19 protein-coding genes are annotated in these 23,272 nt (G+C 64.3%); 10 read left to right on the top strand and 9 right to left on the bottom strand.

Features of this window, described 5'->3' with window-relative positions; genetic code table 11:
- Window positions 1–18: 18 nt before the first annotated feature.
- On the bottom strand, window positions 19–1,011 hold the full coding sequence (locus tag CKW22_RS05585; protein ID WP_033701883.1) for a metalloregulator ArsR/SmtB family transcription factor: 993 nt from the start codon (window positions 1,009–1,011) through the stop codon (window positions 19–21).
- A gap of 248 nt (window positions 1,012–1,259) precedes the next feature.
- On the opposite strand from CKW22_RS05585, the gene tkt reads away from it, so the two are divergent.
- From tkt to CKW22_RS05540, 9 genes are all read left to right on the top strand, one after another.
- The gene (gene tkt, locus CKW22_RS05580) at window positions 1,260–3,257 is read left to right on the top strand and encodes a transketolase (RefSeq protein ID WP_033701882.1); all 1,998 of its coding nucleotides are present in this window, start codon (window positions 1,260–1,262) and stop codon (window positions 3,255–3,257) included.
- A 152-nt stretch (window positions 3,258–3,409) separates the two neighbouring features.
- Complete coding sequence (gene epd / locus CKW22_RS05575) at window positions 3,410–4,471, top strand: erythrose-4-phosphate dehydrogenase (RefSeq protein ID WP_033701881.1); 1,062 nt, start codon at window positions 3,410–3,412, stop codon at window positions 4,469–4,471.
- 12 nt (window positions 4,472–4,483) lie between these two features.
- On the top strand, window positions 4,484–5,647 hold the full coding sequence (locus CKW22_RS05570) for a phosphoglycerate kinase (protein WP_033701880.1): 1,164 nt from the start codon (window positions 4,484–4,486) through the stop codon (window positions 5,645–5,647).
- A gap of 32 nt (window positions 5,648–5,679) precedes the next feature.
- On the top strand, window positions 5,680–5,898 hold the full coding sequence (locus CKW22_RS05565; protein WP_033702581.1) for a hypothetical protein: 219 nt from the start codon (window positions 5,680–5,682) through the stop codon (window positions 5,896–5,898).
- Between the two features lie 64 nt (window positions 5,899–5,962).
- Complete coding sequence (locus tag CKW22_RS05560; RefSeq protein ID WP_033701879.1) at window positions 5,963–6,292, top strand: MliC family protein; 330 nt, start codon at window positions 5,963–5,965, stop codon at window positions 6,290–6,292.
- Window positions 6,293–6,392: 100 nt separating this feature from the next.
- A complete protein-coding gene (fba, locus tag CKW22_RS05555; RefSeq protein ID WP_033701878.1) occupies window positions 6,393–7,457 on the top strand; it encodes a class II fructose-bisphosphate aldolase in 1,065 nt (354 codons plus the stop codon).
- A gap of 214 nt (window positions 7,458–7,671) precedes the next feature.
- Window positions 7,672–9,798, top strand: a complete 2,127-nt coding sequence (locus CKW22_RS05550; protein ID WP_095063886.1) for a bifunctional diguanylate cyclase/phosphodiesterase — start codon at window positions 7,672–7,674, stop codon at window positions 9,796–9,798.
- Between the two features lie 39 nt (window positions 9,799–9,837).
- On the top strand, window positions 9,838–10,338 hold the full coding sequence (locus CKW22_RS05545; protein WP_050506143.1) for a M48 family metallopeptidase: 501 nt from the start codon (window positions 9,838–9,840) through the stop codon (window positions 10,336–10,338).
- A 12-nt stretch (window positions 10,339–10,350) separates the two neighbouring features.
- The gene (locus CKW22_RS05540) at window positions 10,351–10,647 is read left to right on the top strand and encodes a helix-turn-helix domain-containing protein (protein ID WP_033701873.1); all 297 of its coding nucleotides are present in this window, start codon (window positions 10,351–10,353) and stop codon (window positions 10,645–10,647) included.
- Between the two features lie 30 nt (window positions 10,648–10,677).
- On the opposite strand, the gene CKW22_RS05535 is transcribed toward CKW22_RS05540, so the two are convergent.
- The gene (locus CKW22_RS05535) at window positions 10,678–11,130 is read right to left on the bottom strand and encodes a GNAT family N-acetyltransferase (protein WP_033701871.1); all 453 of its coding nucleotides are present in this window, start codon (window positions 11,128–11,130) and stop codon (window positions 10,678–10,680) included.
- Between the two features lie 218 nt (window positions 11,131–11,348).
- Here CKW22_RS05535 and CKW22_RS05530 point away from each other — a divergent pair, with 218 nt between their 5' ends.
- A complete protein-coding gene (locus CKW22_RS05530) occupies window positions 11,349–12,086 on the top strand; it encodes an ABC transporter substrate-binding protein (protein ID WP_033701870.1) in 738 nt (245 codons plus the stop codon).
- Window positions 12,087–12,103: 17 nt separating this feature from the next.
- On the opposite strand, the gene yccS is transcribed toward CKW22_RS05530, so the two are convergent.
- The 7 genes from yccS to CKW22_RS05495 all read right to left on the bottom strand — a co-directional run bounded on the left by yccS (window position 12,104) and on the right by CKW22_RS05495 (window position 23,266).
- The gene (gene yccS, locus CKW22_RS05525; RefSeq protein ID WP_033701868.1) at window positions 12,104–14,287 is read right to left on the bottom strand and encodes a YccS family putative transporter; all 2,184 of its coding nucleotides are present in this window, start codon (window positions 14,285–14,287) and stop codon (window positions 12,104–12,106) included.
- Between the two features lie 82 nt (window positions 14,288–14,369).
- On the bottom strand, window positions 14,370–15,551 hold the full coding sequence (locus CKW22_RS05520; protein WP_095063885.1) for an NAD(P)/FAD-dependent oxidoreductase: 1,182 nt from the start codon (window positions 15,549–15,551) through the stop codon (window positions 14,370–14,372).
- 101 nt (window positions 15,552–15,652) lie between these two features.
- Window positions 15,653–16,990 (bottom strand): ATP-dependent RNA helicase DbpA, encoded by a 1,338-nt coding sequence (gene dbpA, locus CKW22_RS05515; RefSeq protein WP_236643895.1) that lies wholly within the window; start codon window positions 16,988–16,990, stop codon window positions 15,653–15,655.
- A gap of 112 nt (window positions 16,991–17,102) precedes the next feature.
- Complete coding sequence (mdtD, locus tag CKW22_RS05510; RefSeq protein ID WP_033701864.1) at window positions 17,103–18,530, bottom strand: multidrug transporter subunit MdtD; 1,428 nt, start codon at window positions 18,528–18,530, stop codon at window positions 17,103–17,105.
- Between the two features lie 128 nt (window positions 18,531–18,658).
- On the bottom strand, window positions 18,659–19,990 hold the full coding sequence (locus CKW22_RS05505) for a TldD/PmbA family protein (RefSeq protein ID WP_047582263.1): 1,332 nt from the start codon (window positions 19,988–19,990) through the stop codon (window positions 18,659–18,661).
- A complete protein-coding gene (locus CKW22_RS05500) occupies window positions 19,990–21,432 on the bottom strand; it encodes a TldD/PmbA family protein (RefSeq protein ID WP_047582265.1) in 1,443 nt (480 codons plus the stop codon). Before CKW22_RS05500 ends, CKW22_RS05505 begins: the two co-directional genes overlap by 1 nt.
- Before the next feature lie 31 nt (window positions 21,433–21,463).
- Window positions 21,464–23,266, bottom strand: coding sequence for an acyl-CoA dehydrogenase (locus tag CKW22_RS05495; RefSeq protein WP_095063884.1), 1,803 nt, complete (start codon window positions 23,264–23,266; stop codon window positions 21,464–21,466).
- Window positions 23,267–23,272 lie beyond the last annotated feature (6 nt).

The following is a 23,272-nucleotide window of genomic DNA, read 5'->3' as shown; positions in this document are numbered from 1 at the left end:
TCGAAGGGTTCCTAAAATTTACCGATGGTGTATGTCGCCAGTCGCCCGCTGAAAGTGGCGGACCTGTATCTGGAAACCGTTACGCAAGCCCACGTAGAGGCTGTCCCCGGGGACCAGCCCGGCAACGTTGGCCCAACGGGCCAGGTCGTCCTGTTCGAAGCCCAGCCAGAGGTCGCCGCAGGCATCCCGCGCCCACCCCTGGTCATGGCTGCACAGTTCGGTGACCAGCAGGCTGCCGCCCGCTTTCACCCGTTTGGCCAGCAGGCGCAGGGCCAGGGCCGGGTCGCTGAAATGGTGCAGGACCATGTTCAGCACAACGCAGTCGGCTGCCACATCCGTTGCATCCAGTGCATCGGCCAACTGCAGGTTCACATTGTCCAGGCCTTCACGCTGGCAGACCTGGCGGGCCAGCTCGAGCATGGTCGGGCTGTTGTCCAGCGCGGTCACCGTGCCGAAGCGCCGCGCCAGGTCCGGCAGGAAGCCGCCGTCGCCGGGGCCTACCTCCAGTGCACTGGCAGCCGGGCCAAAATTCAGTTTGTCGAGCATGGCCAGCAGGCTTTCGCGGTACTGCGGCAGGCCGGCGATCAGGTCTTGCTGGGCGCGGAATTTTTCTTCCACGCGCTGGAAGAAGTCCTGGCTGGTGGCCGCACGGCGCTGCTGCACCTGGGCGATACGTGCCTGTACCGCCGGTGGCAAGGTCAGGTCGTCGACCTCCTCGAGCAGCGCCGTGTGCAGGCGCCCGCCAAGGCGCAGGCTGTCGGGCAGGGCGCGGCGGTAGAAGATGGCGTTGCCTTCGCGGCGGGTAGCCACCAGCTCGGCCTGGGCCAGTACCTTGAGGTGATGGCTCATGCCGGACTGGCCGATGTCGAAGATTTGCGCCAATTCCAGCACGCCAAACGAATCGCTGGCCAGCGCACGCAAGACATTCAGGCGCAGCGCATCGCCACTGGCTTTGCACAGGGCAGCCAGTGTGTCGCTTCGCTCGGGGATCGATTGCGCACGGAGGTTCATGGGGCGGCAGTCTAGACAGGCATCGTTGCCCCCGCAAGACCAATATCAAAAAGTTTTGATATTGGCGATGAGCTGCAAGCCGCAAGGCTCAAGCTGCAAGAATAGAGCGTTCCGCGCGCGGGTCTGCTTTCGCTTGCAGCTTAAAGCTTGCCGCTCGCAGCTTTAATGTTTGCCCCCAGCCCCCCCAGTGGGCGAAAATGGCCGCCTTTTTTCGTTTCACTACTTATTCAAGCCCCAGGAGATCAGCGATGCCCAGCCGTCGTGAACGTGCCAACGCCATTCGTGCACTCAGCATGGATGCCGTGCAAAAGGCCAACAGCGGCCACCCAGGTGCCCCTATGGGCATGGCGGATATCGCCGAAGTGCTTTGGCGCGACTATCTGAAGCACAACCCGAGCAACCCGAGCTTCGCCGACCGTGACCGCTTCGTGCTGTCCAACGGCCACGGCTCGATGCTGATCTACTCGCTGCTGCACCTGACCGGCTACGACCTGTCGATCGACGACCTCAAGGCCTTCCGCCAGTTGCACAGCCGTACCCCGGGCCACCCGGAATACGGCTACACCCCGGGTGTCGAGACCACCACCGGCCCGTTGGGCCAAGGCCTGGCCAACGCCGTGGGCTTTGCCCTGGCCGAGAAAGTGTTGGGCGCGCAGTTCAACCGTGACGGCCACAACATCGTCGACCACAACACTTACGTGTTCCTCGGCGACGGCTGCATGATGGAAGGCATCTCCCACGAAGTCGCCGCTTTGGCTGGCACCCTGGGCCTGGGCAAGCTGATCGCGTTCTACGACGACAACGGCATCTCCATCGACGGTGAAGTCGAAGGCTGGTTCACCGATGACACGCCCAAGCGTTTCGAAGCCTACAACTGGCAGGTGATCCGCAACGTCGACGGCCACGATGCCGAAGAAATCAAGATGGCGATCGAGACCGCGCGCAAGAGCGAGCAGCCGACCCTGATCTGCTGCAAGACCATCATCGGCTTCGGCTCGCCGAACAAGCAGGGCAAGGAAGACTGCCACGGTGCCCCGCTGGGCAACGACGAAATCGCCCTGGCCCGCAAAGCACTGAACTGGAACCACGGCCCGTTCGAAATCCCGGCCGACATCTATGCCGAGTGGGACGCCAAGGCCGCCGGTGCCAAGGCTGAGGCCGAGTGGAACCAGCGCTTCGACGCCTACGCCAAGGCGCATCCGGAGCTGGCTGCCGAGTTCAAGCGCCGTGACAGCGGCGAGCTGCCGGCCGACTTCTCGGAAAAGGCCCAGGCCTACATCAATGAAGTCGCTGCCAAAGGCGAGACTATCGCCAGCCGCAAGGCCAGCCAGAATGCCCTGAACGCTTTCGGCCCGCTGCTGCCTGAGTTCCTCGGCGGCTCGGCTGACCTGGCCGGTTCCAACTTGACCCTGTGGAAAGGCTGCAAGGGCGTCGAAGCCCATGACGCCAGCGGCAACTACGTGTACTACGGCGTGCGCGAGTTCGGCATGACCGCGATCATGAACGGCGTTGCCCTGCACGGCGGCCTGGTGCCTTACGGCGCGACCTTCCTGATGTTCATGGAATACGCCCGCAATGCAGTGCGCATGTCGGCCCTGATGAAGCAGCGCGTGATCCACGTCTACACCCACGACTCCATCGGCCTGGGCGAAGACGGCCCGACTCACCAGCCGATCGAGCAGCTGACCAGCCTGCGCAGCACGCCGAACCTGGACACCTGGCGCCCAGCCGACGCGGTCGAAGCGGCCGTGTCCTGGAAAAACGCCCTGGAGCGCAACGACGGCCCATCGGCGCTGATCTTCTCGCGCCAGAACCTGCAGCACCAGGACCGCGACGCCCAGCAGATCGCCGACATCAGCCGCGGTGGCTACATCCTCAAGGACTGCGCTGGCGAGCCTGAGCTGATTCTGATTGCCACCGGTTCCGAAGTGGGCCTGGCGGTTCAGGCCTTCGACAAGCTGACCGAGCAGGGCCGCAAGGTCCGCGTGGTCTCCATGCCGTGCACCAGCGTGTTCGATGCCCAGGACGCTGCCTACAAGCAGTCGGTACTGCCACTGGAAGTGGGCGCGCGCATCGCCATCGAAGCTGCCCATGCCGACTTCTGGTACAAGTACGTCGGCCTGGAAGGTCGTATCATCGGCATGACCACCTACGGTGAGTCGGCCCCGGCCTCTGCCCTGTTCGAAGAGTTCGGCTTCACCCTGGAGAACATCCTGGGTACCGCCGAAGAGCTGCTGGAAGACTGATACAGGCAAAGTGAGGGCCGCAGGCCCTCATTCGCGGCACAAGGCCGCTCCCACAGGATCTGCATAAACCGCAGTACCCTGTGGGAGCGGCCTTGTGCCGCGAATGGGCCGCATGGCGGCTCCGTTCAACCGCCGGAGTTCAAGAGCTACCTATGTCCCACCCGCGTCCCTACAAAGTTGCACTCAACGGTTATGGCCGCATCGGCCGCTGTGTCCTGCGCGCGTTGTTCGAGCGGGGGGCGAAGGCCGGTTTCGAGATTGTCGCGCTGAACGACCTGGCCGATCAGGCCAGCCTTGAATACCTGACACGCTTCGACTCCACCCACGGGCGTTTCCCCGGTGAGGTGAAGGTCGACGGCGATTGTCTGCATATCAATGGTGACTGCGTGAAGGTAATGCGCAGTGCCACCCCGGAAGGCATCGACTGGGCCGCCCTGGGCATCGACCTGGTGCTGGAGTGCTCCGGCGCTTACAACACCCGCGCCGATGGCCAGCGTTTTCTGGATGCCGGCGCGCCACGCGTGCTGTTCTCGCAGCCCATGGCCAGCGAGGCGGACGTGGATGCCACGGTGGTCTACGGCATCAACCAGGCGTGCCTGACCGGCAGCGAGCGCCTGGTGTCCAACGCGTCGTGCACCACCAACTGCGGCGTGCCGCTGTTGCGCGTGCTGGACCAGGCGTTCGGCATCGAATACGTGCAGATCACCACCATCCACTCGGCGATGAACGACCAGCCGGTGATCGACGCCTACCACCACGAAGACCTGCGCCGCACGCGTTCGGCGTTTCAGTCGGTGATCCCGGTGTCCACCGGGCTGGCACGCGGCATCGAGCGGTTGCTGCCGGAACTTGCCGGGCGAATCCAGGCCAAAGCGGTACGCGTGCCGACCGTCAACGTGTCGTGCCTGGACATCACCCTGCAGACCGCCCGCGACACCAGTGCCGCCGAGGTCAACCGGGTGCTGCGCGAGGCAGCGCTGGAAGGCCCGCTCAAAGGATTGCTGGCCTACACCGAGCTGCCCCATGCCAGCTGTGATTTCAACCACGACCCGCATTCGGCGATCGTCGATGCCAGCCAGACCCGTGTTTCCGGCCCCCGCCTGGTGAACCTGCTGGCCTGGTTCGACAACGAATGGGGGTTCGCCAACCGTATGCTCGACGTCGCCGAACACTTTCTGCACGTCGTTCACCCAACCCGCAACAAACAGCCCTGAAGGACTGCATTCATGACCGTGTTGAAGATGACCGACCTCGACCTGCAAGGTAAACGCGTACTGATCCGCGAAGACCTCAACGTGCCTGTGAAGGACGGTGTGGTAACCAGCGACGCGCGTATCCTGGCTGCGCTGCCGACCATCAAGCTGGCCCTGGAGAAGGGTGCGGCGGTAATGGTCTGCTCGCACCTGGGCCGCCCTACCGAAGGTGAATTCTCGGCCGAAAACAGCCTTAAGCCGGTCGCCGAGTACCTGAGCAAGGCCCTGGGCCGCGACGTGCCGCTGGTCGCCGACTACCTGGCCGGTGTCGAGGTCAAGGCCGGTGACCTGGTGCTGTTCGAGAACGTGCGCTTCAACAAGGGCGAGAAAAAGAACGCCGACGAACTGGCGCAGCAATACGCTGCCCTGTGCGACGTGTTCGTGATGGACGCCTTTGGTACTGCCCACCGCGCCGAGGGTTCGACCCATGGCGTGGCCAAGTTCGCCAAGGTTGCCGCCGCTGGCCCACTGCTGGCTGCCGAGCTGGACGCCCTGGGCAAGGCCCTGAAGGCCCCGGCCAAGCCAATGGCGGCCATCGTTGCCGGCTCCAAGGTTTCCACCAAGCTGGACGTGCTGAACAGCCTGAGCAGCGTCTGCGACCAACTGATCGTAGGTGGCGGTATTGCCAACACTTTCCTGGCCGCTGCTGGTCACCCTGTGGGCAAGTCGCTGTATGAGCCTGACCTGCTCGACACCGCAAAAGCCATCGCCGCCAAGGTCAGCGTACCGCTGCCAGTCGACGTGGTGGTCGCCAAGGAATTCGCCGAAAACGCTGAAGCCACCGTCAAGGCTATCGCCGACGTTGCCGCTGACGACATGATCCTGGACATCGGCCCACAGACTGCAGCCAACTTCGCCGAGCTGCTGAAGTCGTCGAAGACCATCCTGTGGAACGGCCCAGTCGGCGTGTTCGAGTTCGACCAGTTCGGCAATGGCACCAAGGTGCTGGCCAAGGCCATCGCCGAAAGCCCTGCGTTCTCCATCGCCGGTGGCGGTGACACCCTCGCGGCGATCGACAAATATGGCGTCAGCAAGGAAATCTCCTACATTTCTACCGGTGGTGGTGCCTTCCTCGAGTTCGTCGAGGGCAAGGTACTGCCGGCTGTGGCGATCCTGGAAGAGCGGGCTAAAGCCTGACAATGGCGGCGCCTGGCAAAGGGAGCGACCTGATGGTCAAGCAATTGCCTGTGATGATCCTGGCCGGCCTGCTGAGCGCCTGCTCCGGCAGCCCCTCTTCGGACGATGACCCGGCGCAGCCGCCCAAGGGCGGTTGCTACCAGTCCGAGTGGCAGGCCGAAACCGTACCGGTCATCAACAAGCGCGTGGGCCCTGAAGGCCTGGAGAAGTATGACGAAGACCACCAGCGCAAGGCTCCAGGCTGCCCTTGAACCGATGCGCTTCGTCGGAGCAGGCAACCAAGCGACCGTTGTGTGGTCATCTAGAGGATACGTAATGAAAGCGCTGATGGCCTTGATGGCCCTGGCGACACTGGCAGGATGCTCACTGCTGCAGCCGGCGCAACCCGCCCCGGCAGACGACTGGACCCGTTGGGTCTGTGACAGCCAGACCGAGGTGCTGTGGCGCTTCGCTGACCCGCAGCAGGACTCGGTCGACGTCCGCCTCGGTGGCGGCGACCAGGTCTACCGGCTCAAATCCGAGCCGAGCGCGTCGGGCGCGATGTACAGCGATGGCGTGCTGGCCTTCCACACCAAGGGCGAAGAAGGCCTGGTGTACTGGGTGGCAACCAACGATCTGATTGGGCGGGGCTGCAAGGCACCGTGACTGGCCGGGCTGCCATGGTGGCCCACACTACTTGAACAGCAACCGCCCCTGCGGCAGGCTTGCACGAAACAAACGACGCTTGTCGGGAGAGAGATACACAATGGCACTCATTAGCATGCGCCAGATGCTGGACCACGCCGCCGAGTTCGGTTACGGCGTTCCAGCTTTCAACGTCAACAACCTCGAGCAGATGCGCGCCATCATGGAAGCGGCCGACAAGACCGATTCCCCCGTGATCGTCCAGGCTTCGGCCGGTGCCCGCAAGTACGCCGGCGCGCCCTTCCTGCGTCACCTGATCCTGGCCGCCATCGAAGAGTTCCCGCACATCCCGGTGTGCATGCACCAGGACCACGGCACCAGCCCTGACGTGTGCCAGCGTTCGATCCAGCTGGGCTTCAGCTCGGTGATGATGGACGGCTCGCTGGGCGAAGACGGCAAGACCCCGACCGACTATGAGTACAACGTCCGCGTTACCCAGCAGACCGTTGCCATGGCACACGCCTGTGGCGTTTCGGTAGAAGGCGAGCTGGGCTGCCTGGGTTCGCTGGAAACCGGCATGGCCGGTGAAGAAGACGGTATCGGCGCCGAAGGCGTGCTGGACCACAGCCAGATGCTGACCGACCCGGAAGAAGCGGCCGACTTCGTCAAGAAGACCCAGGTCGATGCCCTGGCCATCGCCATCGGTACCAGCCACGGTGCGTACAAGTTCACCAAGCCACCTACCGGTGACGTGTTGGCGATCGACCGCATCAAGGAAATCCACAAGCGCATCCCCAACACCCACCTGGTCATGCACGGTTCGTCCTCGGTGCCACAAGAGTGGCTGGCGATCATCAACCAGTACGGCGGCGACATCAAAGAGACCTACGGTGTACCGGTCGAAGAGATCGTCGAAGGCATCAAGCACGGCGTGCGCAAGGTCAACATCGACACCGACCTGCGTCTGGCGTCCACCGGTGCCATGCGTCGCCTGATGGCGCAGAACCCAAGTGAGTTCGACCCGCGCAAGTTCTTCGGTGAAACCGTCAAGGCCATGCGTGACGTGTGCATCGCCCGTTACGAAGCCTTCGGTACTGCCGGCAATGCCTCCAAGATCAAACCGATCTCCCTGGACGGCATGTACCAGCGCTACCTGAAAGGTGAGTTGGCCGCCAAGGTCAACTGATTCGCAGGCCGCACTGAAAAAACCCGCAGCGATGCGGGTTTTTTTATGCCTGCGCTCAAGCGCGCAGATATTCACGGCAGAGCAACCGTTAGTCGGCTACCGTACAGTTTAGGCACTGATAGCGTTCTGATTGCATTGCTTGTTACAAACTCGGGTCTAGAGTAGTTATCGGATCCAACCGCGATGTGAAGTCGGTCACAAATAGAGAAGCAGCATGGATGGCGCTCACCCTCAACCTCAGCCAGTGGATGGCAGCTCGGTTCTGCTGGTAGTAGACGATTACCCCGAAAATCTCATCAGCATGCGGGCCTTGCTGGCCCGGCAGGATTGGCAAGTGTTGACTGCCAGTTCAGGGACAGAAGCCCTGAGCGCCTTGCTCGAGCACGACGTCGACCTGGTTTTACTGGATGTACAAATGCCGGAAATGGACGGCTTCGAAGTCGCCCGGCTAATGCGCGGCAGCCAGCGTACACGGCTGACCCCGATCATTTTCCTCACCGCCAACGAGCAGTCCGATGCCGCTGTGCTCAAGGGTTACGCCAGTGGCGCCGTGGACTACATGTTCAAGCCGTTCGACCCGCAAATTCTCAAGCCCAAGGTCCAGGCCCTGCTCGACCAGCAGCGTAACCGGCGCATGCTGCAACGCCTGAGCCGCGAGCTGGAAGCGGCGAGGGCATTCAACGCCTCGATCCTGGAGAACGCTGCCGAAGGCATTCTGGTGGTGAATGCCGCAGGTACCATCAGTTTCGCCAACCCGGCCATTTCACGCTTGCTGGCCGCTGCGGTGGAGCAATTGCAGGGCGCCCAGTTGCTTGACCTGGTGCAGATGGCCAATGCCAATCTGTGGAACGAGTCGGACTTCAACCAGGCCTACCTGGGGCGGCAGATCTTTCGCGTGCACGATGCGCAGTTGCGCACCCTGGGTGGCCAACTGGTGCCGGTCGCGCTGTCCTGTGCGCCGTTGCCAGCCGATCAGCAGGCGATGGTGGTGACGGTGCTGGACATGTCGGTGGTGCGCAACCTGCACCAACAGCTTGAGTACCAGGCGGTGACCGACCCACTCACCGGCCTGCTCAACCGCCGCGGCTTCTATCAGTCTGCCGAGGGCGTGCTGCTGCGCAACGAGCGTTCGGACAAGGCCCAGGCGCTGATGTACATGGATCTGGATGGCTTCAAGCGGATCAACGACTCATTGGGCCATGAGGCGGGCGATCGCGTGCTGCGCTGGGTGGCAGAACAGCTCAAGGACTGCCTGGGCAGCGAGGCGTTATTGGCGCGGATGGGCGGTGACGAGTTCACGGCGTTGTTCGACAGCCTGCCGTACCCCGAGCAGGCCGGGCGTTACGCCGAGCGACTGCTCGAGCGCGTTTCGATCAGCCAGCAGATAGAAGGGCTGGATGTATGCCTTGGCGTCAGCATTGGCATCGCCACCTTTCCTGACTGTGGCGCAACTGTCGAAGGCCTGTTGCGGGCTGCGGATGCGGCGATGTATGCGGCCAAGCAGGCCGGGCGTCAGCAGTATCGCTTCTATGACCAGGAACTCAACGGCCGGGCGCGCTCACGGCTGATGCTCGAAGACAGCGTGCGCGCCGCTATCGAGCAGCACGATTTCAGCCTGGTGTATCAGCCCCAGGTGGCTTTCGCCGACGGCCACTTGCGCGGTTTCGAGGCGTTGCTGCGCTGGCAGCACCCCAGTGTTGGCGATGTGCCCCCGGGGCTGTTCATCCCCTTGCTGGAAGAGGCGCGGCTGATCAACCGCCTGGCCAGCTGGATCTACCGCCAGGGCGCGGCCCAGCGCCAGGCCTGGTGCGAACGTTTTGCCCAGGGGCTGGTGCTGGGCATCAGCCTGAGCCGCGCCCAGTTCGTCATGCCGGGCCTGGTCGAGGAGCTGCAGCGGGTGATCCAGGACTACCAGCTGGACCCGGCGCAGCTAGAGGTCGAGGTGGCAGAGACGTCGTTGATGTACAACATCGACGCGGCCGTGAAGCAGATACACCGGCTGCGCGAACTGGGCGTGCGGGTGGCGCTGGATGATTTTGGCGCCGGTGACTGCTCGTTGCGCATGCTGCGTGACTTGCCGATCGACACCCTCAAGCTCGACCGCCACCTGGTTGCGCGCTTACCGGGCTCTGCGGTAGACGCCGCGCTGGTGCGCAGTGTGATTGGCTTGTGCGCCGACTACCGCATCACGGTGATTGCCGAAGGCGTGGAAACCCCGGCCCAGGCCGACTGGCTCAAGGCCAATGGCTGTGCCTACGTGCAGGGGTTTCTGGTTGCACACCCGATGACGGCGGCGGATGCCAGCGGCTTCCCGGCGATTTTCTCCTGGCCCCGGCCATGATTGGCTAGAATCGCCATTCGCCCCGCCGAATGCAGTGCCATGACCGTATTACGTTACTTGCAAGCCTACCCGCCACACCTGCAGGAGCAGGTACGGCAGATGATCGACAGCGACCGCCTGGGGGACTACCTGCAGCGTCGCTACTCCGACCGCCACGACGTGCAGAGCGACAAGGCGTTGTACAGTTATGCCCAGGACTTGCGCCAGCAGTACCTGCGCAGCGCGCCCAGCCTGGACAAGGTGCTGTTCGACAACCGCCTCGACCTGACCCACCGTGCCCTGGGGCTCAACACGGCGGTATCGCGGGTTCAGGGTGGCAAGCTCAAGGCGAAGAAGGAAATCCGCATCGCCTCCTTGTTCAAGGAGGCCGCGCCGCAGTTTCTGCGCATGATCGTGGTGCACGAGTTGGCGCACCTGCGTGAGCGCGACCATAGCAAGGCGTTTTACCAGCTCTGTCAGCACATGGAGCCGGACTACCACCAACTGGAATTCGACCTGCGCGTCTACCTGACCTATCGGGAGCTGCCGGGCAACTGTTAAGGACCACGCAGCATGGAAGTGAGCAAGACCAAGAGCAGCTTCTACCGGCGCCTGTACGTGGCCTGGCTGATCGACAGCCAGACTGCGACCAGCGTGCCGGCCCTGATGGAGGCCACCGGCATGCCACGGCGCACCGCCCAGGACACCATCGCCGCCCTGGCCGACCTGGATATCATCTGCGAGTTCGAGCAGCAGGAGGGCGCGCGCAATCATGCCGGGCACTACCGCATTCATGACTGGGGCGCGATCGACAAGCAGTGGATCATCCAGCATTTGCGGCAAATCCGAGAAGTGCTGGGGTATCGGTGATTGTGGGGGCGCAAAGCGCCCCCGGCTTTCTCAGCCCTTACGCATGCCGATGTGCGGTATGTCATCCTCCAGGTATTGCTCGCCAACCGCTTCGAACCCATGCCCTGCGTAAAACCCTTGCAGATGCGCCTGCGCCGACAGATACACCGGCGTCCCCGGCCAGCAATGCTCGGCAGCCTCCAGCCCTTTCAGCAGCAACGCATGCCCAAGCTTCAGCCCACGCGCCGCCGGTGAGGTCACCACGCGCCCGATCACCACATCACCCCCCTGGGATTGCGGGTCAAGCAGGCGCAGGTAGGCCACCAGCTTGTCGTCCTGCCACGCCATCAAGTGCAGGGTATCGCCGGTCAGGTCCTGGCCATCGACTTCCTGGTAACTGCAGCGCTGCTCGACCACGAACACTTCGGTGCGCAATTGCAGGATGGCGTAGAGCTGGTCCTTGCTCAGGTCGGTGTGGTGCTTGCAGAGCCAGTCGATAGACATTGGCGAACTCCTTGAATGGGCCGTCGATCATCGCAAATCCTGTGGCTGTGGACGAGTGGATGATTGCTGCAGGGCATTGCCTGCGTGTCTCGGCCAAAATAGAGGCAAAATGACACTATTGCCCGCTGCCGTGAGCCACGGCTTTGTGTACTCTCATCCGCAGTCGCGGCAAAGGCCGCCTACACAGTGTGCGCCCTCCATTGCAAAAGGACTTGAGCATGCGGCCACTGCTTGGTGTTCTGGGATTGCTGGCAGCCCTGCTGGCTGCGCCAGCCCTGGGTGAAGACAAGCTGCGGCTGGTGGCAGACAAATGGCCACCGTTCACCGATGCAAGCATGCCGGGCGGCGGTTTGGCGACCAGCATCGTTACCACGGCACTGACCCGGGCCGGCTACGCCAGCGGGTTTGAGGAGGCGCCATGGGCACGGGCCTTGATGGGCGTCAGCGAAGGGCGCTACGACGTGTTGATCAATGCCTGGTACAACGACTCACGTACACGCATCGGGCATTTTTCCAACGCTTATCTGAACAACAAGATTCACCTGCTCAAACGCAAGGGTGAGGCCTTCGCCTACCAGCAGCCGTCCGACTTGTACCCCTACAGCATCGCCGTGGTGCGCGATTATGCCTATTCACCCGAGTTCGACAGCGACACCCGCTTGCACAAGGTAGCGGTGCGCAACTTCTCGTCGGCCGTGCGCATGCTGGCGGCCGGCCGGGTGAACCTGGCGGTGGAGGATGAATACGTGGCCCGTTACAACCTGCAACGTGAACCGCAGGCGGTGCGCGATGGCGTGGAGATGGTCGAGCCGCCTCTGGGGGAGAACAGCCTGCATATTCTGGTCAGCCTTAAGCACCCCCAGCACCAGCAGATCGTCGAACGTTTCGAGCAGGCGATAGCGGCGATGAAGGCGGATGGCAGCTATGCGCGCCTGCTGCGCCAGCATGGTTTTTGACCCAGGCCACAAAGCACTCAGCCCGTAGGGCTTTCCTTGACCAGGTGCGCCGCCAGCGTGCGCAACGGTGCCAGTTGCCGGCAGATCAGCGCCAGTTGGGTCTGCACCAGCCGCTGATGTTCATCCAGCTCTTCCGGCATCTGCTCCAGGTCGTTGGCCAGCGCCTCTTCGGCATCACTGTGGATGGCGACCGGTAGCCGCGCTGCCAGGCCGTTGGCGATTTCGTCCAGGCTGTTGGCCAGGCTTTGCCCGGCGCCCTCGATCAATTGCTCCTGAACCTCCGCCGGCAGGGCGGTATCACGGTGCGCGCCCAGCCCCGAGAGGTAGCTGAGCAGGGTGTGCGACAACACCAGGAAGCGGAAGCCGACGTCCGCCTCCTTACGGAAGTGCCCTGGCTCCATGAGCATGTTCGCCAGCGTGGTGGACAGCGCTGCATCGGCGTTGTGGGCGTTGCGCCGAGCCAGGCGGTAGGCGAGGTCGTCGCGCTTGCCATGGGCATACTGCTGCATGATCTGGCGCAGGTACACGCTGGCGCAGGCCAAGGTGTTGGCCAACGCCTTGTTCAGGCGCCGGCCTTGCCAGTCGGGCAGGAACAGGAACACCGCCAGAATGGCGATCAGGCTGCCCACCAGGGTATCGAACAGGCGCGGCAGGAACAGGCCGTAGCCGTCGCCGATCTGGTTGAAGCAGAACAGCACCATCAAGGTGATCGCCGCCGTGGCCAGGGTGTAACGGGTAGTCCGGTTGACGAAGAACACCACCCCGGCGACCACGGCGAACATCGACTGGATGATCGGGTTGGGGAACAGGTCGAACAGCGCCCAGCCAACCGTCAGGCCGATGGCCGTGCCGAAAATCCGCTGCACCAGCTTGCGCCGGGTGGCACCGTAGTTGGGTTGGCAGACGAACAGTGTGGTGAGGATGATCCAGTAGCCCTGGGTGGGGTGGATCAGGTGCACCATGCCGTAGCCGATCGACAGTGCCAAGGGCAGGCGCAAGGCATGGCGGAACAGTAGCGAGGTGGGTGTGAGCTGGGTGCGCAGGCGGCTCCAGACGTCCTTCAGGGAGCGTGGCGAACGGTCGAGCAGACTGCTGTCACTGGCATCGGCCAGGCTGTCCGGGTTGCTGGCGGCACCCAGCAGGCGGTCCAGGGTGGCCAGGTTGGCCGCCAGGGCCCGCAGCGAGCGCAGCAGGCTGCGCCAGGCTGGGTTGTTCTGGTTGCGCAGGTGCTCCAAGGAGGCGTTGAGGTCTTCCAGGGTGTCGGCAAATCGGCTGTCGAGGACAAACGGCTGACGCATGCGGATCGAGCGCGCCAGGTCTTGGCAGGCCGAGCCTTGATGGCGCAGCAGGCGCTGGCAGCGGAACATCACGTCGCTGTGGAAGAACGCTTCGGCCAGTGCGTTGTAGGGGTAGTGCGAGGCGCTCACCCGCTCGTGGATGTCCTGGGCCAGGAAGTACAGCTTCAGGTAGCGGCTGACCTTGGAATTTGGCTGGCTGTTGCCGACCCGGTGCAGGATGATTTCCTTGGCGGCGTTGAGCGCCGCGACCACCTTGCCGTTTTGCTGGGCCAGCTCCAGGCGCCGGGCCTCCAGGTCGTGGTGGCGGATCGGTTCGAACAGGTTGGCCTTGAGCTTGAGGTAGCGCCCCAGCTCGAAAAACAGCTTGGCCAGGCTTTGCTGTACCGGCTGGTTGGAGAACAGCGCCTGCCACAGCACCGACAGCAGGCCGTACCAGGCTGCGCCCGCCACCAGCAGCATCGGCTCGTGCCAGAAGTCGGTGACCAGGCCGCCGCGTTGGTCCACGCCGATCATGGTGTACACCGCCGTGATCAGCGTTGCCGAGGCGATTGCGCCATAGCGCTCGCCCAAGGCGCCCAGCATGGTCAGGCCGAACGCCGCCAGGGCCAGGGCAATGGCGAACACCCACGGGTAGGGGAACAGCAGCTCCACGGCCAGGGCAGCGATGGCAAAGCACACCAGGGTCACGGCCAGGGCACTGAGACGGCCCTGCCAACTGTCGTCGGTCTCGGCCAGTGCGCTGGCGATGATGCCCAGGAACAACGGGATCAGCAGGGCCATTTCATCCTGGTACCAGCACAAGGCCATGCTGCCGGTGAGGGCGACCGTTACCCGGATGCTATAGCTGAACTTGTCTTGGCCCCACAGGCGACGCAGTGACTGACGGAACGAGCTCGATGACATGATGGCCTTGGGCTGTGATCGAATGAATACATTGCCGCACGGACCAGCAAGAAGCGTTCCGTGCTGCTGAATGGATTCTACTCTACACGAACTGTGCCGCTGCGTTAGCCGATGCCCACGCCCACTGGAAATTGAACCCGCCCAGGTGGCCGGTCACATCCAGCACCTCGCCAATGAAGTACAACCCTGGGCTCTTGAGCGACTCCATGGTCTTGGACGACACCTCGCGGGTATCCACGCCGCCTAGGGTCACTTCGGCGGTGCGATACCCCTCGGTGCCGGCAGGTACGACCTGCCAGGCCGCCAGTTTGTCGGCGATCTGCGCCAGTTCGGCTGGGGTGTACTGCTTCATCGGCTTCGATTCGAACCACTGCTCGGCCAAGAGGTTGGCCAGCTTGCGGGTGAACACCTCGCCGAGCACGGTCTTGAGTTCTGCATTGGCGCGCTCGGCCTGCTGCTGTTGCAGCCAGGTCAGGGCGTCACGGTCGGGCAGCAGGTTGATCTCCCCCGTGTCGCCCGCCTCCCAGAACGAAGAAATCTGCAGGATCGCCGGGCCACTCAGGCCGCGGTGGGTAAACAGCAGGTTTTCGCGGAAATGGGTGCCGTTGCAGCTGGCGGTGCAGTCCAGCGAGGTACCCGACAGTTCTGTGCACAGTGCCTTGAGTTGGGGCTCGGTGATGGTGAAGGGCACCAGCCCGGCGCGGGTCGGCAGCAGGGTGTGGCCGAACTGGCGAGCCACCTGGTAGCCGAAACCGCTGGCGCCCAGGGTCGGGATCGACAGGCCGCCGGTGGCGATCACCAGCGACTGGCAGGCGAACTGCCCGGCACTGGTCTGCAGCAGGTAGCCGGTTTCGGTCTTTTCGATGTGCGAGATGCTGGTGTCCATGCGTAACTCGGCACCGGCTTCGTCGCACTCGGCCAGCAGCATGTTGAGGATGTCGCTGGCCTTGTTGTCGCAGAACAGCTGGCCGAGCTTTTTCTCGTGGTAGGGCACACCGTGCTTGGCCACCAGCTCGATGAAGTCCCACTGGGTGTAGCGGGCCAGGGCCGACTTGCAGAAATGCGCGTTGTGCGAGAGGAAGTTGGCCGGCTCGGTGTACATGTTGGTGAAGTTGCAGCGCCCGCCGCCGGACATGAGGATCTTCTTGCCTGGCTTGTTAGCGTGGTCGAGCAGCAGCACCCGGCGGCCACGGCGGGCGCTGAGCTGGGCGCACATCAGGCCGGCGGCGCCGGCGCCGAGGATGATCACGTCGGTGGAATGCACGGGGTACCTCTTGGAGATTGCTGGGCTGCGGCAGGGATATGCATGCCCCTGTAGGAGCGGCCTTGTGTCGCGAACGGGCCGCAAAGCGGCCCCAAAGGATTTCAGAGAATACGAACTTTCAGAACGCGGCCCTTGATCTTGCCGCTGTTCAGCCGCTGCATGGCCTGCTTGGCCAGTGCTCGCTCCACCGCCACAAAGGCCTGGAAGTCGAAGATGGCGATCTTGCCCACCTGCTTGCCCGGGATGCCGGCATCACCGGTCAGTGCACCCAGGATGTCACCCGGGCGCAGCTTGTCCTTGCGCCCGGCAGCGATGCACAAGGTGCTCATCACCGGCAGCAGCGGCTCACCGCCCTTGTTTTTCAGGCTGTCGAGCTGGTCCCAGCGCAACGGGCTCTTCTGCAGTGCCTCGATGGCCTGGGCGCGATGCCCTTCGGCCGGGGCCACCAGGCTGACCGCAACGCCTTTCTCACCCGCACGGCCGGTGCGGCCGACACGGTGCACATGGATTTCGGCATCCCGCGCCAGTTCGACGTTGAGCACCATGTCCAGGCCGTCGATGTCCAGGCCGCGTGCGGCCACGTCGGTCGCCACCAGCACCGAGCTGCTGCGGTTGGCGAACATCGCCAGCACCTGGTCGCGGTCGCGCTGCTCGAGGTCACCGTGCAGGGCCTGGGCGACGATACCTTTGGCGGTGAGGTGGGCGACCACGTCTTCGCACTGCTGCTTGGTGAAGCAGAACGCCACGCACGATTGCGGGCGGTAGTGGCCGAGCACGCGGGTCACCGCATCCAGGCGCTGCTGCGCGTCGATTTCGATGAAGCGTTGTTCGATCTGGTTGTCGGTGTGCAGGCTCTCGACCTTGACCTGCTGCGGCTTGCGCATGAAGTCTGCGGCCAGTTGCTCGATGCCGGCCGGGTAGGTGGCCGAGAACAGCAGGGTCTGGCGACGCGCCGGGGTCTTGCCGATGATGCTGGCGATGGCGTCGAAGAAGCCCATGTCGAGCATGCGGTCGGCTTCGTCCAGCACCAGAGTGTTGAGCCCGTCGAGTACCAGCGTGCCCTTTTCCAGGTGCTGCTGGATGCGCCCCGGGGTGCCGACGATGATGTGCGCACCGTGCTCCAGCGAGGCAATCTGCGGGCCGAGCGAGACGCCGCCGCACAGGGTCAGGATCTTGATGTTGTCCTCGGCACGGGCCAGGCGGCGCAGCTCTTTGGCGACCTGGTCAGCGAGCTCGCGGGTCGGGCACAGCACCAGTGCCTGGCAACCGAAGTAACGCGGGTTGATCGGGTTCAGCAGGCCGATGCCGAACGCAGCGGTCTTGCCGCTGCCGGTCTTGGCCTGGGCGATCAGGTCCTGGCCCCTGAGGATGACCGGCAGGCTCTGGGCCTGGATCGGCGTCATCGAGGCGTAGCCGAGGGCGTCCAGGTTGGCCAGCATGGCGGCGGACAGCGGCAGAGTGGCAAAGGCGGTGGTTTCGGTGGTCACGAGGCGGGCCTGTGTAGCGAAGCGAAAAATGCCGCACAGTCTACCAGCCTCGTGGCCATTCGCCCTACGACTCCATGTGTTGTTCCGGACGACGGGCACGCCTTCCGTCTGTCGGCGCCAGTTGCAGGAAGATCGCCGCTGCCAGCATCGACATGATGCCGATGGTGACGAAGGTCAGCTGGAACGCCCCCAAGGTGCTTTCCACGCCTTCGGCACTGCCCGCGGCGGTGAAGCCGCCGAGCAATGCCCCGGCGCAGGCCACGCCCAGGCTAAGGGCCAGCTGGGCGACCACCGACAGCAGGCTGTTGCCGCTGCTGGCGCTGGCATCGTCGAGGTCGATCAGGGTCACCGTGTTCATGGCCGTGAACTGCATGGAGTTGACCGCGCCGAGCAGGCCCAGGTGTATCAGCAGTACGGCGTAGGGGGTCTGTTCGTCGATCAGCCCAAGGCTGGCCAGCAGCAGCCCCAGCAGCAGGGTGTTGCCGGTGAGGATGATGCGGTAGCCAAGGCGCTCGATCAGCGGCCGGGCGATGGACTTGGCGAGCATCGCCGCCGCTGCCAGCGGGATCATGCTCATGCCGGCCTGGGCCGGCGAATAGCCTAGCGCCACCTGCAACAGCAAGGGCACCAGGAAGGGCAGGGCACCGCTGCCCAGGCGGGCGAACAGGTTGCCGAGGATGCCGATGGCAAAGGTGCGTACACGGAACAGGCTGGGTGAGAACAGCGGCTCTGGGTCGCGCCCGGCACGCAGCCAGTACGCGGCCAGGCAGGCCATGCCGGCGAACAGCAGCAACATTACCCGCAGGTGTGGCAAGTGCAGCTCACCCAAGCCTTCCATGGCGATGGTGATCAGCACCATCGCCGCGCCGAACAGCAGAAAACCCGGGCCATCGAAGCTGGTGCGCTCGGCACCGCGCAGGTCGGGGATAAACTTCCACACGGCATAACAACCGATGGCGCCCACCGGCAGGTTGAGCAGGAAGATCCAGTGCCAGCTGAGGATCTCTACCAGCCAGCCGCCGACCGTAGGGCCGAGCAGAGGGCCGAGCAGGCCGGGGATGGTGATGAAACTCATGATGCGCACCAGTTCGGTGCGTGGATAGGCGCGCAGCACCACCAGCCGCCCGACCGGCAGCATCAGCGCGCCGCCCAGGCCCTGCACGACCCGCGCCAGGATCAGAAAGCCCAGGCTGTTGGCGGCCGCGCACAGCAGCGAGCCAAAGCTGAACAACAGGATGGCGCTGAAGAAGATGCGCTTGGTGCCGAAGCGGTCGGCGATCCAGCCGGAGGCGGGTATCAGCAAGGCCACGGTGAGCATATAGGCGATGATCACGCCTTGCATGCGCAGCGGGTCCTCTTCCAGCGAGCGGGCCATGGCCGGCAGCGCGGTGTTGAGGATGGTGCCGTCCAGGGACTGCATGAAGAAAGCGATGGCCACTACCCACGGGATCCAGCGGGCGGTGACGGGGTCGAGCGGGGTGCGTTCGGGCATGACGTCCTCGTTTGTCAGTACCGGCCTCTTCGCGGGGCAAGCCCGCTCCCACAAGTACCGCGCAGCCACCAGAAGCGGCGGCTATGTGTGGGAGCGGGCTTGCCCCGCGAAGAGGCCAGCAACGCCAATCACAATGTCAGGGTAAGGCCTTTGACCAGAGCCCCCGGCAAATGACTCGACCCGGTACTGCGCTGTCCATAGGTACTGGTGGAAAGGATCATCTCGCGCTCGCGGGTCAGGTCTTCCAGTTGGTTGCCCAGCAGGCTGTACAGGCTGTCATCGAAGCGCATGGTGCTCACCGGCCCCTGAATCTCACCATTCTCTACCCAGAAGGTGGCAAAGCGGGTCAGGCCGGTCATGCGCGCCGCTGGCAGGTCCGAGTAGTTCAGGTACCACAGGTTACTGATATACAGCCCGGTGCCAAGCCGTTCGAGGATCGCCTCACTGGCCAGGTTGCCCGGCGCCAGGCTCAAGGCGCAGGGCGACTCGTAGCTGTCGGCGCCATTGGCCTGCAGTGCGAACTCGGCCGCGCTACGCGCGCTGATCAAACGCTGCACGGCCTGGCCTTGGGTGATCAGCGGCACATCGAGGCGCGGTGAACCCTCATCCGAGAACGCCGGGCTCAGCGAGCCGCTGATCTGCTCGTCGAAGCTGACCAGCGGGCTCAAGCGGGCATCGCCGTTGTACAGGCGTTGCAGGGCGCTGTTGCCGGTGGCCAGCGCCTGCGCGGAAAAACCGCCCCAGCACAGCATGCCGGCAATCTCGTCCATGGCCGCAGGCGCCAGGTAGGCGCGGTAGCTGCCCGGCTTCAAGGTAATCGCCGGGCGGCCGAGGAAGGCCAGCTGTTCGCGGGCCTGGCGCAGGCGGGCGGTGAAGTCGTCGGCGTGCCACACCTGCCCGGCATAGTTGGCTTTCACTGCTTGGCCGTTGCTGTGGAACAGGCTCCAGTCCATGTTGAAACTGTTGGCCTGGTGCCAGCCGAAGGCGCCGAACGAGTTGGCGAAACCGCGACAGATCGGCCCGGCGGCATAGATGCCGACCAAGTCCAGGTCGCCGGCTTCACGTTCGATCAGGGCAAGGACCTCATCCAGCTCCGGCAGCGGGTGATCCTGCTGGCTATGGCTGTGCCATGGGGTATCGTCCAGGCGCAGGTAGGGGTCGACCGGCAACAGCGGCAGGGTCTGGCGCAGTTGGCTGAGGGCATCGGCCAGGCGCGTGCGGTCCAGCACGGCATCATCGCCGAGGGTGATCTGCTGCTCGGCCTGGCGGCCGTCACGCATCAGGCGCAATTGCACGCTGGCCTGGCTGACCTCGCCGGCCTGGCGCACCAGGGCGTGGTTGAAGCGGATGAACTGCGACTGTTCGGCGCTGTAACCAAGGGTGAACTGCTCGCCCACCTGAAGGGTATCGCGCAGGGCGCCAAGCAGGGTTTCGAAGCGTTGCTGGGGTGTGGCGCTCATCAGGCGTCGCCTCCGAATACGTCGATCTGGCGGAACACGCAGGCCGGCGAGGCGTGGCCGACCCGTACCACCTGGTTGGGTTCGCCTTTGCCGCAGTTGGGCGTGCCCAGCACCTGGAAGGTGCTGCGGTCGCCGACTGCCGACAGGTTGCGCCAGAACTGCGCCGAGATGCCGCGGTAGTTGGGGTTTTTGACGACGCCCTTGAGTTCGCCGTTCTCGATCAGTTGGCCCCACTCGCAGCCGAACTGGAACTTGTTGCGTGCATCGTCGATGGACCACGAGCGGTTGGTGCGCATCAGGATGCCGTGCTCGATGCCCTTGACCAATTGTGCCAGCGAGCGGTCGCCTGGCTCGATGTTGAGGTTGGCCATGCGGTCGATCGGTGCGCGGTTCCAGCCACAGGCACGGCTGTTGGCCACGCCGTCCAGGCCCGAGCGGAACTGCGACAGGGCGCCGCCCAGCGGGCGCAACAGCAAGCCGTCGCGGATCAGGAATTGCTTGCTGGCCTGGGTGCCGTCATCGTCGTAGCTGTAGCTGGCCAGCTCTTCGCCGATGGTCGGGTCGAAGGTCACGTTGAGCAGCGCCGAGCCGTATTGCAGGTGGCCGAAGTCGCTGGCTTTGACGAAGCTGGTGCCGGCGTAGTTGCGCTCGTCGCCGAGAATGCGGTCCATCTCCAGTGGGTGGCCGATGGACTCGTGAATCTGCAGCATCATCTGGTCGGGCATCAGCAGCAGGTCGCGCGGGCCGCTGGGTGTATTGGGTGCCAGCAACAGTTGCAGCGCTTCGTCGGCGACGCGACTGGCGGCGCTGACCAGGCCACAGCGCTCGACGATCTCGAAACCGCCCTGCTGGCCGAAGTTGTCCCGGCCCAGGCTGCGGCTCTGGCTGTCCTGGCCGTCGCTGGCGGTCACGCTCAGGCCTGGGAACAGGAAGCGCTGGGCGTGGCGCAGTTCGGCGCCGGCAGAGTTGAGGTAGGTTTGCTCGACCACGCTCATGCCCAGGCCGGCCTGCCAGTCCACCAGGCGGCTGTCCTTGGGCACGCTGGCCGATTCGGCGGCGAGCAGGCCGAGGCAGTCGGCAAGGCTGGGCAAGGGTTGATCGAAGTGGGGCGAAACGTGGTCGTGGCGCGCGCTGGTCACCGGTTGCTCGCGCAGGTCCAGCAGGCTATGCCCGGCGATCTGCCGGGCCAGGGCTTCGGCGCGTTCGAGTGCCTGTTGCAGGCCGTGCTGGGACAGGTCTGCGGTGGCTGCATAAGCCTCCACGCCATTGACCCGCACGGTGAGCATGGCGCCCTCGTCCTGGCTGAAGAACGGTGGCTCGGCCACATTGCGGCGCACCGACAGCGCCTGGTGCGACTGTTTCACATGGCGCAGGGAAAACAACTCCGCCGTGCTGCGCAGCGCGGCGAAGCGCTGGCGCAGCAGGGCGCTGGAATCGAACATGCGGGAACCTCCGAGTCAGTGGTGGCTCCCCCTAGAACCACTCCTCTTGCATGCTCAGGCACGTATCGTCGCGGGCCTCGAGCAATGCCAGCTCATTATGGCAGCCAGGCACTTCCCAGGTGAGGAAATAACGGGCGGCCTGCAGTTTGCCCTGGTAGAAGTCGCGGTCTGCGGCATTGCCCTTGAGCAGGCCAAGTTCAGCGTGGAGGGCTTGCTCCAGCCAGCGCCAACCGATCACGCAATGGCCGAACGCCTTCAGGTACAGGGCCGAGTTGGCCAGGGCGGCATTGACCTTGCCTTGGGCGAGATCGCCCAGCAGGGCGAGGGTGACGGCTTGCAGGCGATTGACCAGTTGCTCCAGTGGCTGGCGCAAGGTGTCGAGGCCGGGGTGGTGGCTGGCGCGCTCGGCCGTGCTGGCGATCAGGCGGATCAGTTGCTTGAGCCCGGCGCCGTTGTGTTGCGCCAGTTTGCGGCCGAGCAGGTCGAGTGACTGGATGCCCTCAGTGCCCTCGTGGATCGGGTTCAGGCGGTTGTCGCGGTAATACTGCTCGACCGGGTATTCGCGGGTGTAGCCGTGCCCGCCGAGGATCTGGATGGCCAGTTCGTTAGCTTTGAGGCAGTACGCCGACGGCCAGGATTTGACGATCGGGGTCAGCAGGTCGAGCAGTGTCTGGGCCTGTTGCCGAGAGCTCTGGTCGTCGGCGGTCTGGGTGTCGTCGAACAGGCGCGCGGCGTACAGGCCCAGGTCGAAGGCGCCTTCCACGTAGGCTTTTTGGGTCAGCAGCATGCGCTTCACGTCGCTGTGTCCAATGATAGGGACGGCGGGGCTCTGCGGGTCCTTGCTGTCTGGCAGGCGCCCCTGCGGCCGTTGGCGGGCGTACTCCAGCGAATACAGGTAGCCGGCATAACCGAGCATCACCGCGCCCATGCCGACGCCGATACGTGCCTCGTTCATCATCTGGAACATGCAGGCCAGGCCCTGGTGCGGCTGGCCGACCAGGTAGCCGACGCACTGGCCGTTGTCACCGAAGTTGAGCGCGGTAGAGGTGGTGCCGCGCCAGCCCATCTTGTGGAACAGGCCGGCCAGCAGCACGTCGTTGCGTTCACTGCGGCTGCCGTCCTGGTTGACCAGGTACTTAGGCACGATGAACAGCGAGATCCCCTTCACGCCGGGCGGTGCGTCCGGCAGCTTGGCCAGGACCATGTGCACGATGTTTTCCGACAGTTCGTGGTCGCCGCCGGAGATGAAGATTTTGTTGCCCTTGAGCCGGTAGCTGCCATCGCCGGCGGGTTCGGCGCGGGTGCGGATATCGGCCAGTGAAGACCCGGCATGCGGTTCGGTCAGGGCCATGGTGCCGAAGTAGCGGCCTTCGATCATCGGCTGCAGGAACAGGCGCTTTTGCTCCTCGCTGCCGAAGCTTTCGATCAGGTTGGCCGCGCCCATGGTCAGGAACGGGTAGGCCGTAGTGCCGGCGTTGGCAGCCTGGAAGTGGGCGAAGCAGGCTTGCGAGACCAGGCTGGGCAGTTGCATGCCGCCGGCTTCGAAGTCGCGGTTGGCGTTGAGAAACCCCGCATCGAGGAAGGCATCGACTGCCGGTTTGACCTCCGGGATCAGCTCAGCGCGGCCGTCCACATAGCGCGGCTCGTTTTCGTCGGCCTTGCGGTTGTGGGGCGCGAAGTACTTTTCGGCGATGGTGCGGGCGGTGGTCAGGGCCGCGTCGAAGGTTTCGCGGCTGTGCTCGGCGAAGCGCGGGCGCTGGGTCAGGGCTTCGGCGTCGAGCACTTCGTAGAGTTCGAAGGCGAGGTTGCGGGGGCTGAGCAGGGTCTCGGGCATCGGGGC

This window comes from Pseudomonas sp. Irchel s3f19 (assembly GCF_900187555.1).
GTDB classification, from domain to species: domain Bacteria; phylum Pseudomonadota; class Gammaproteobacteria; order Pseudomonadales; family Pseudomonadaceae; genus Aquipseudomonas; species Aquipseudomonas capeferrum.
Note: the sequence above shows the minus strand (reverse complement) of the source record. Positions and strands in the feature narration are given on the sequence as shown.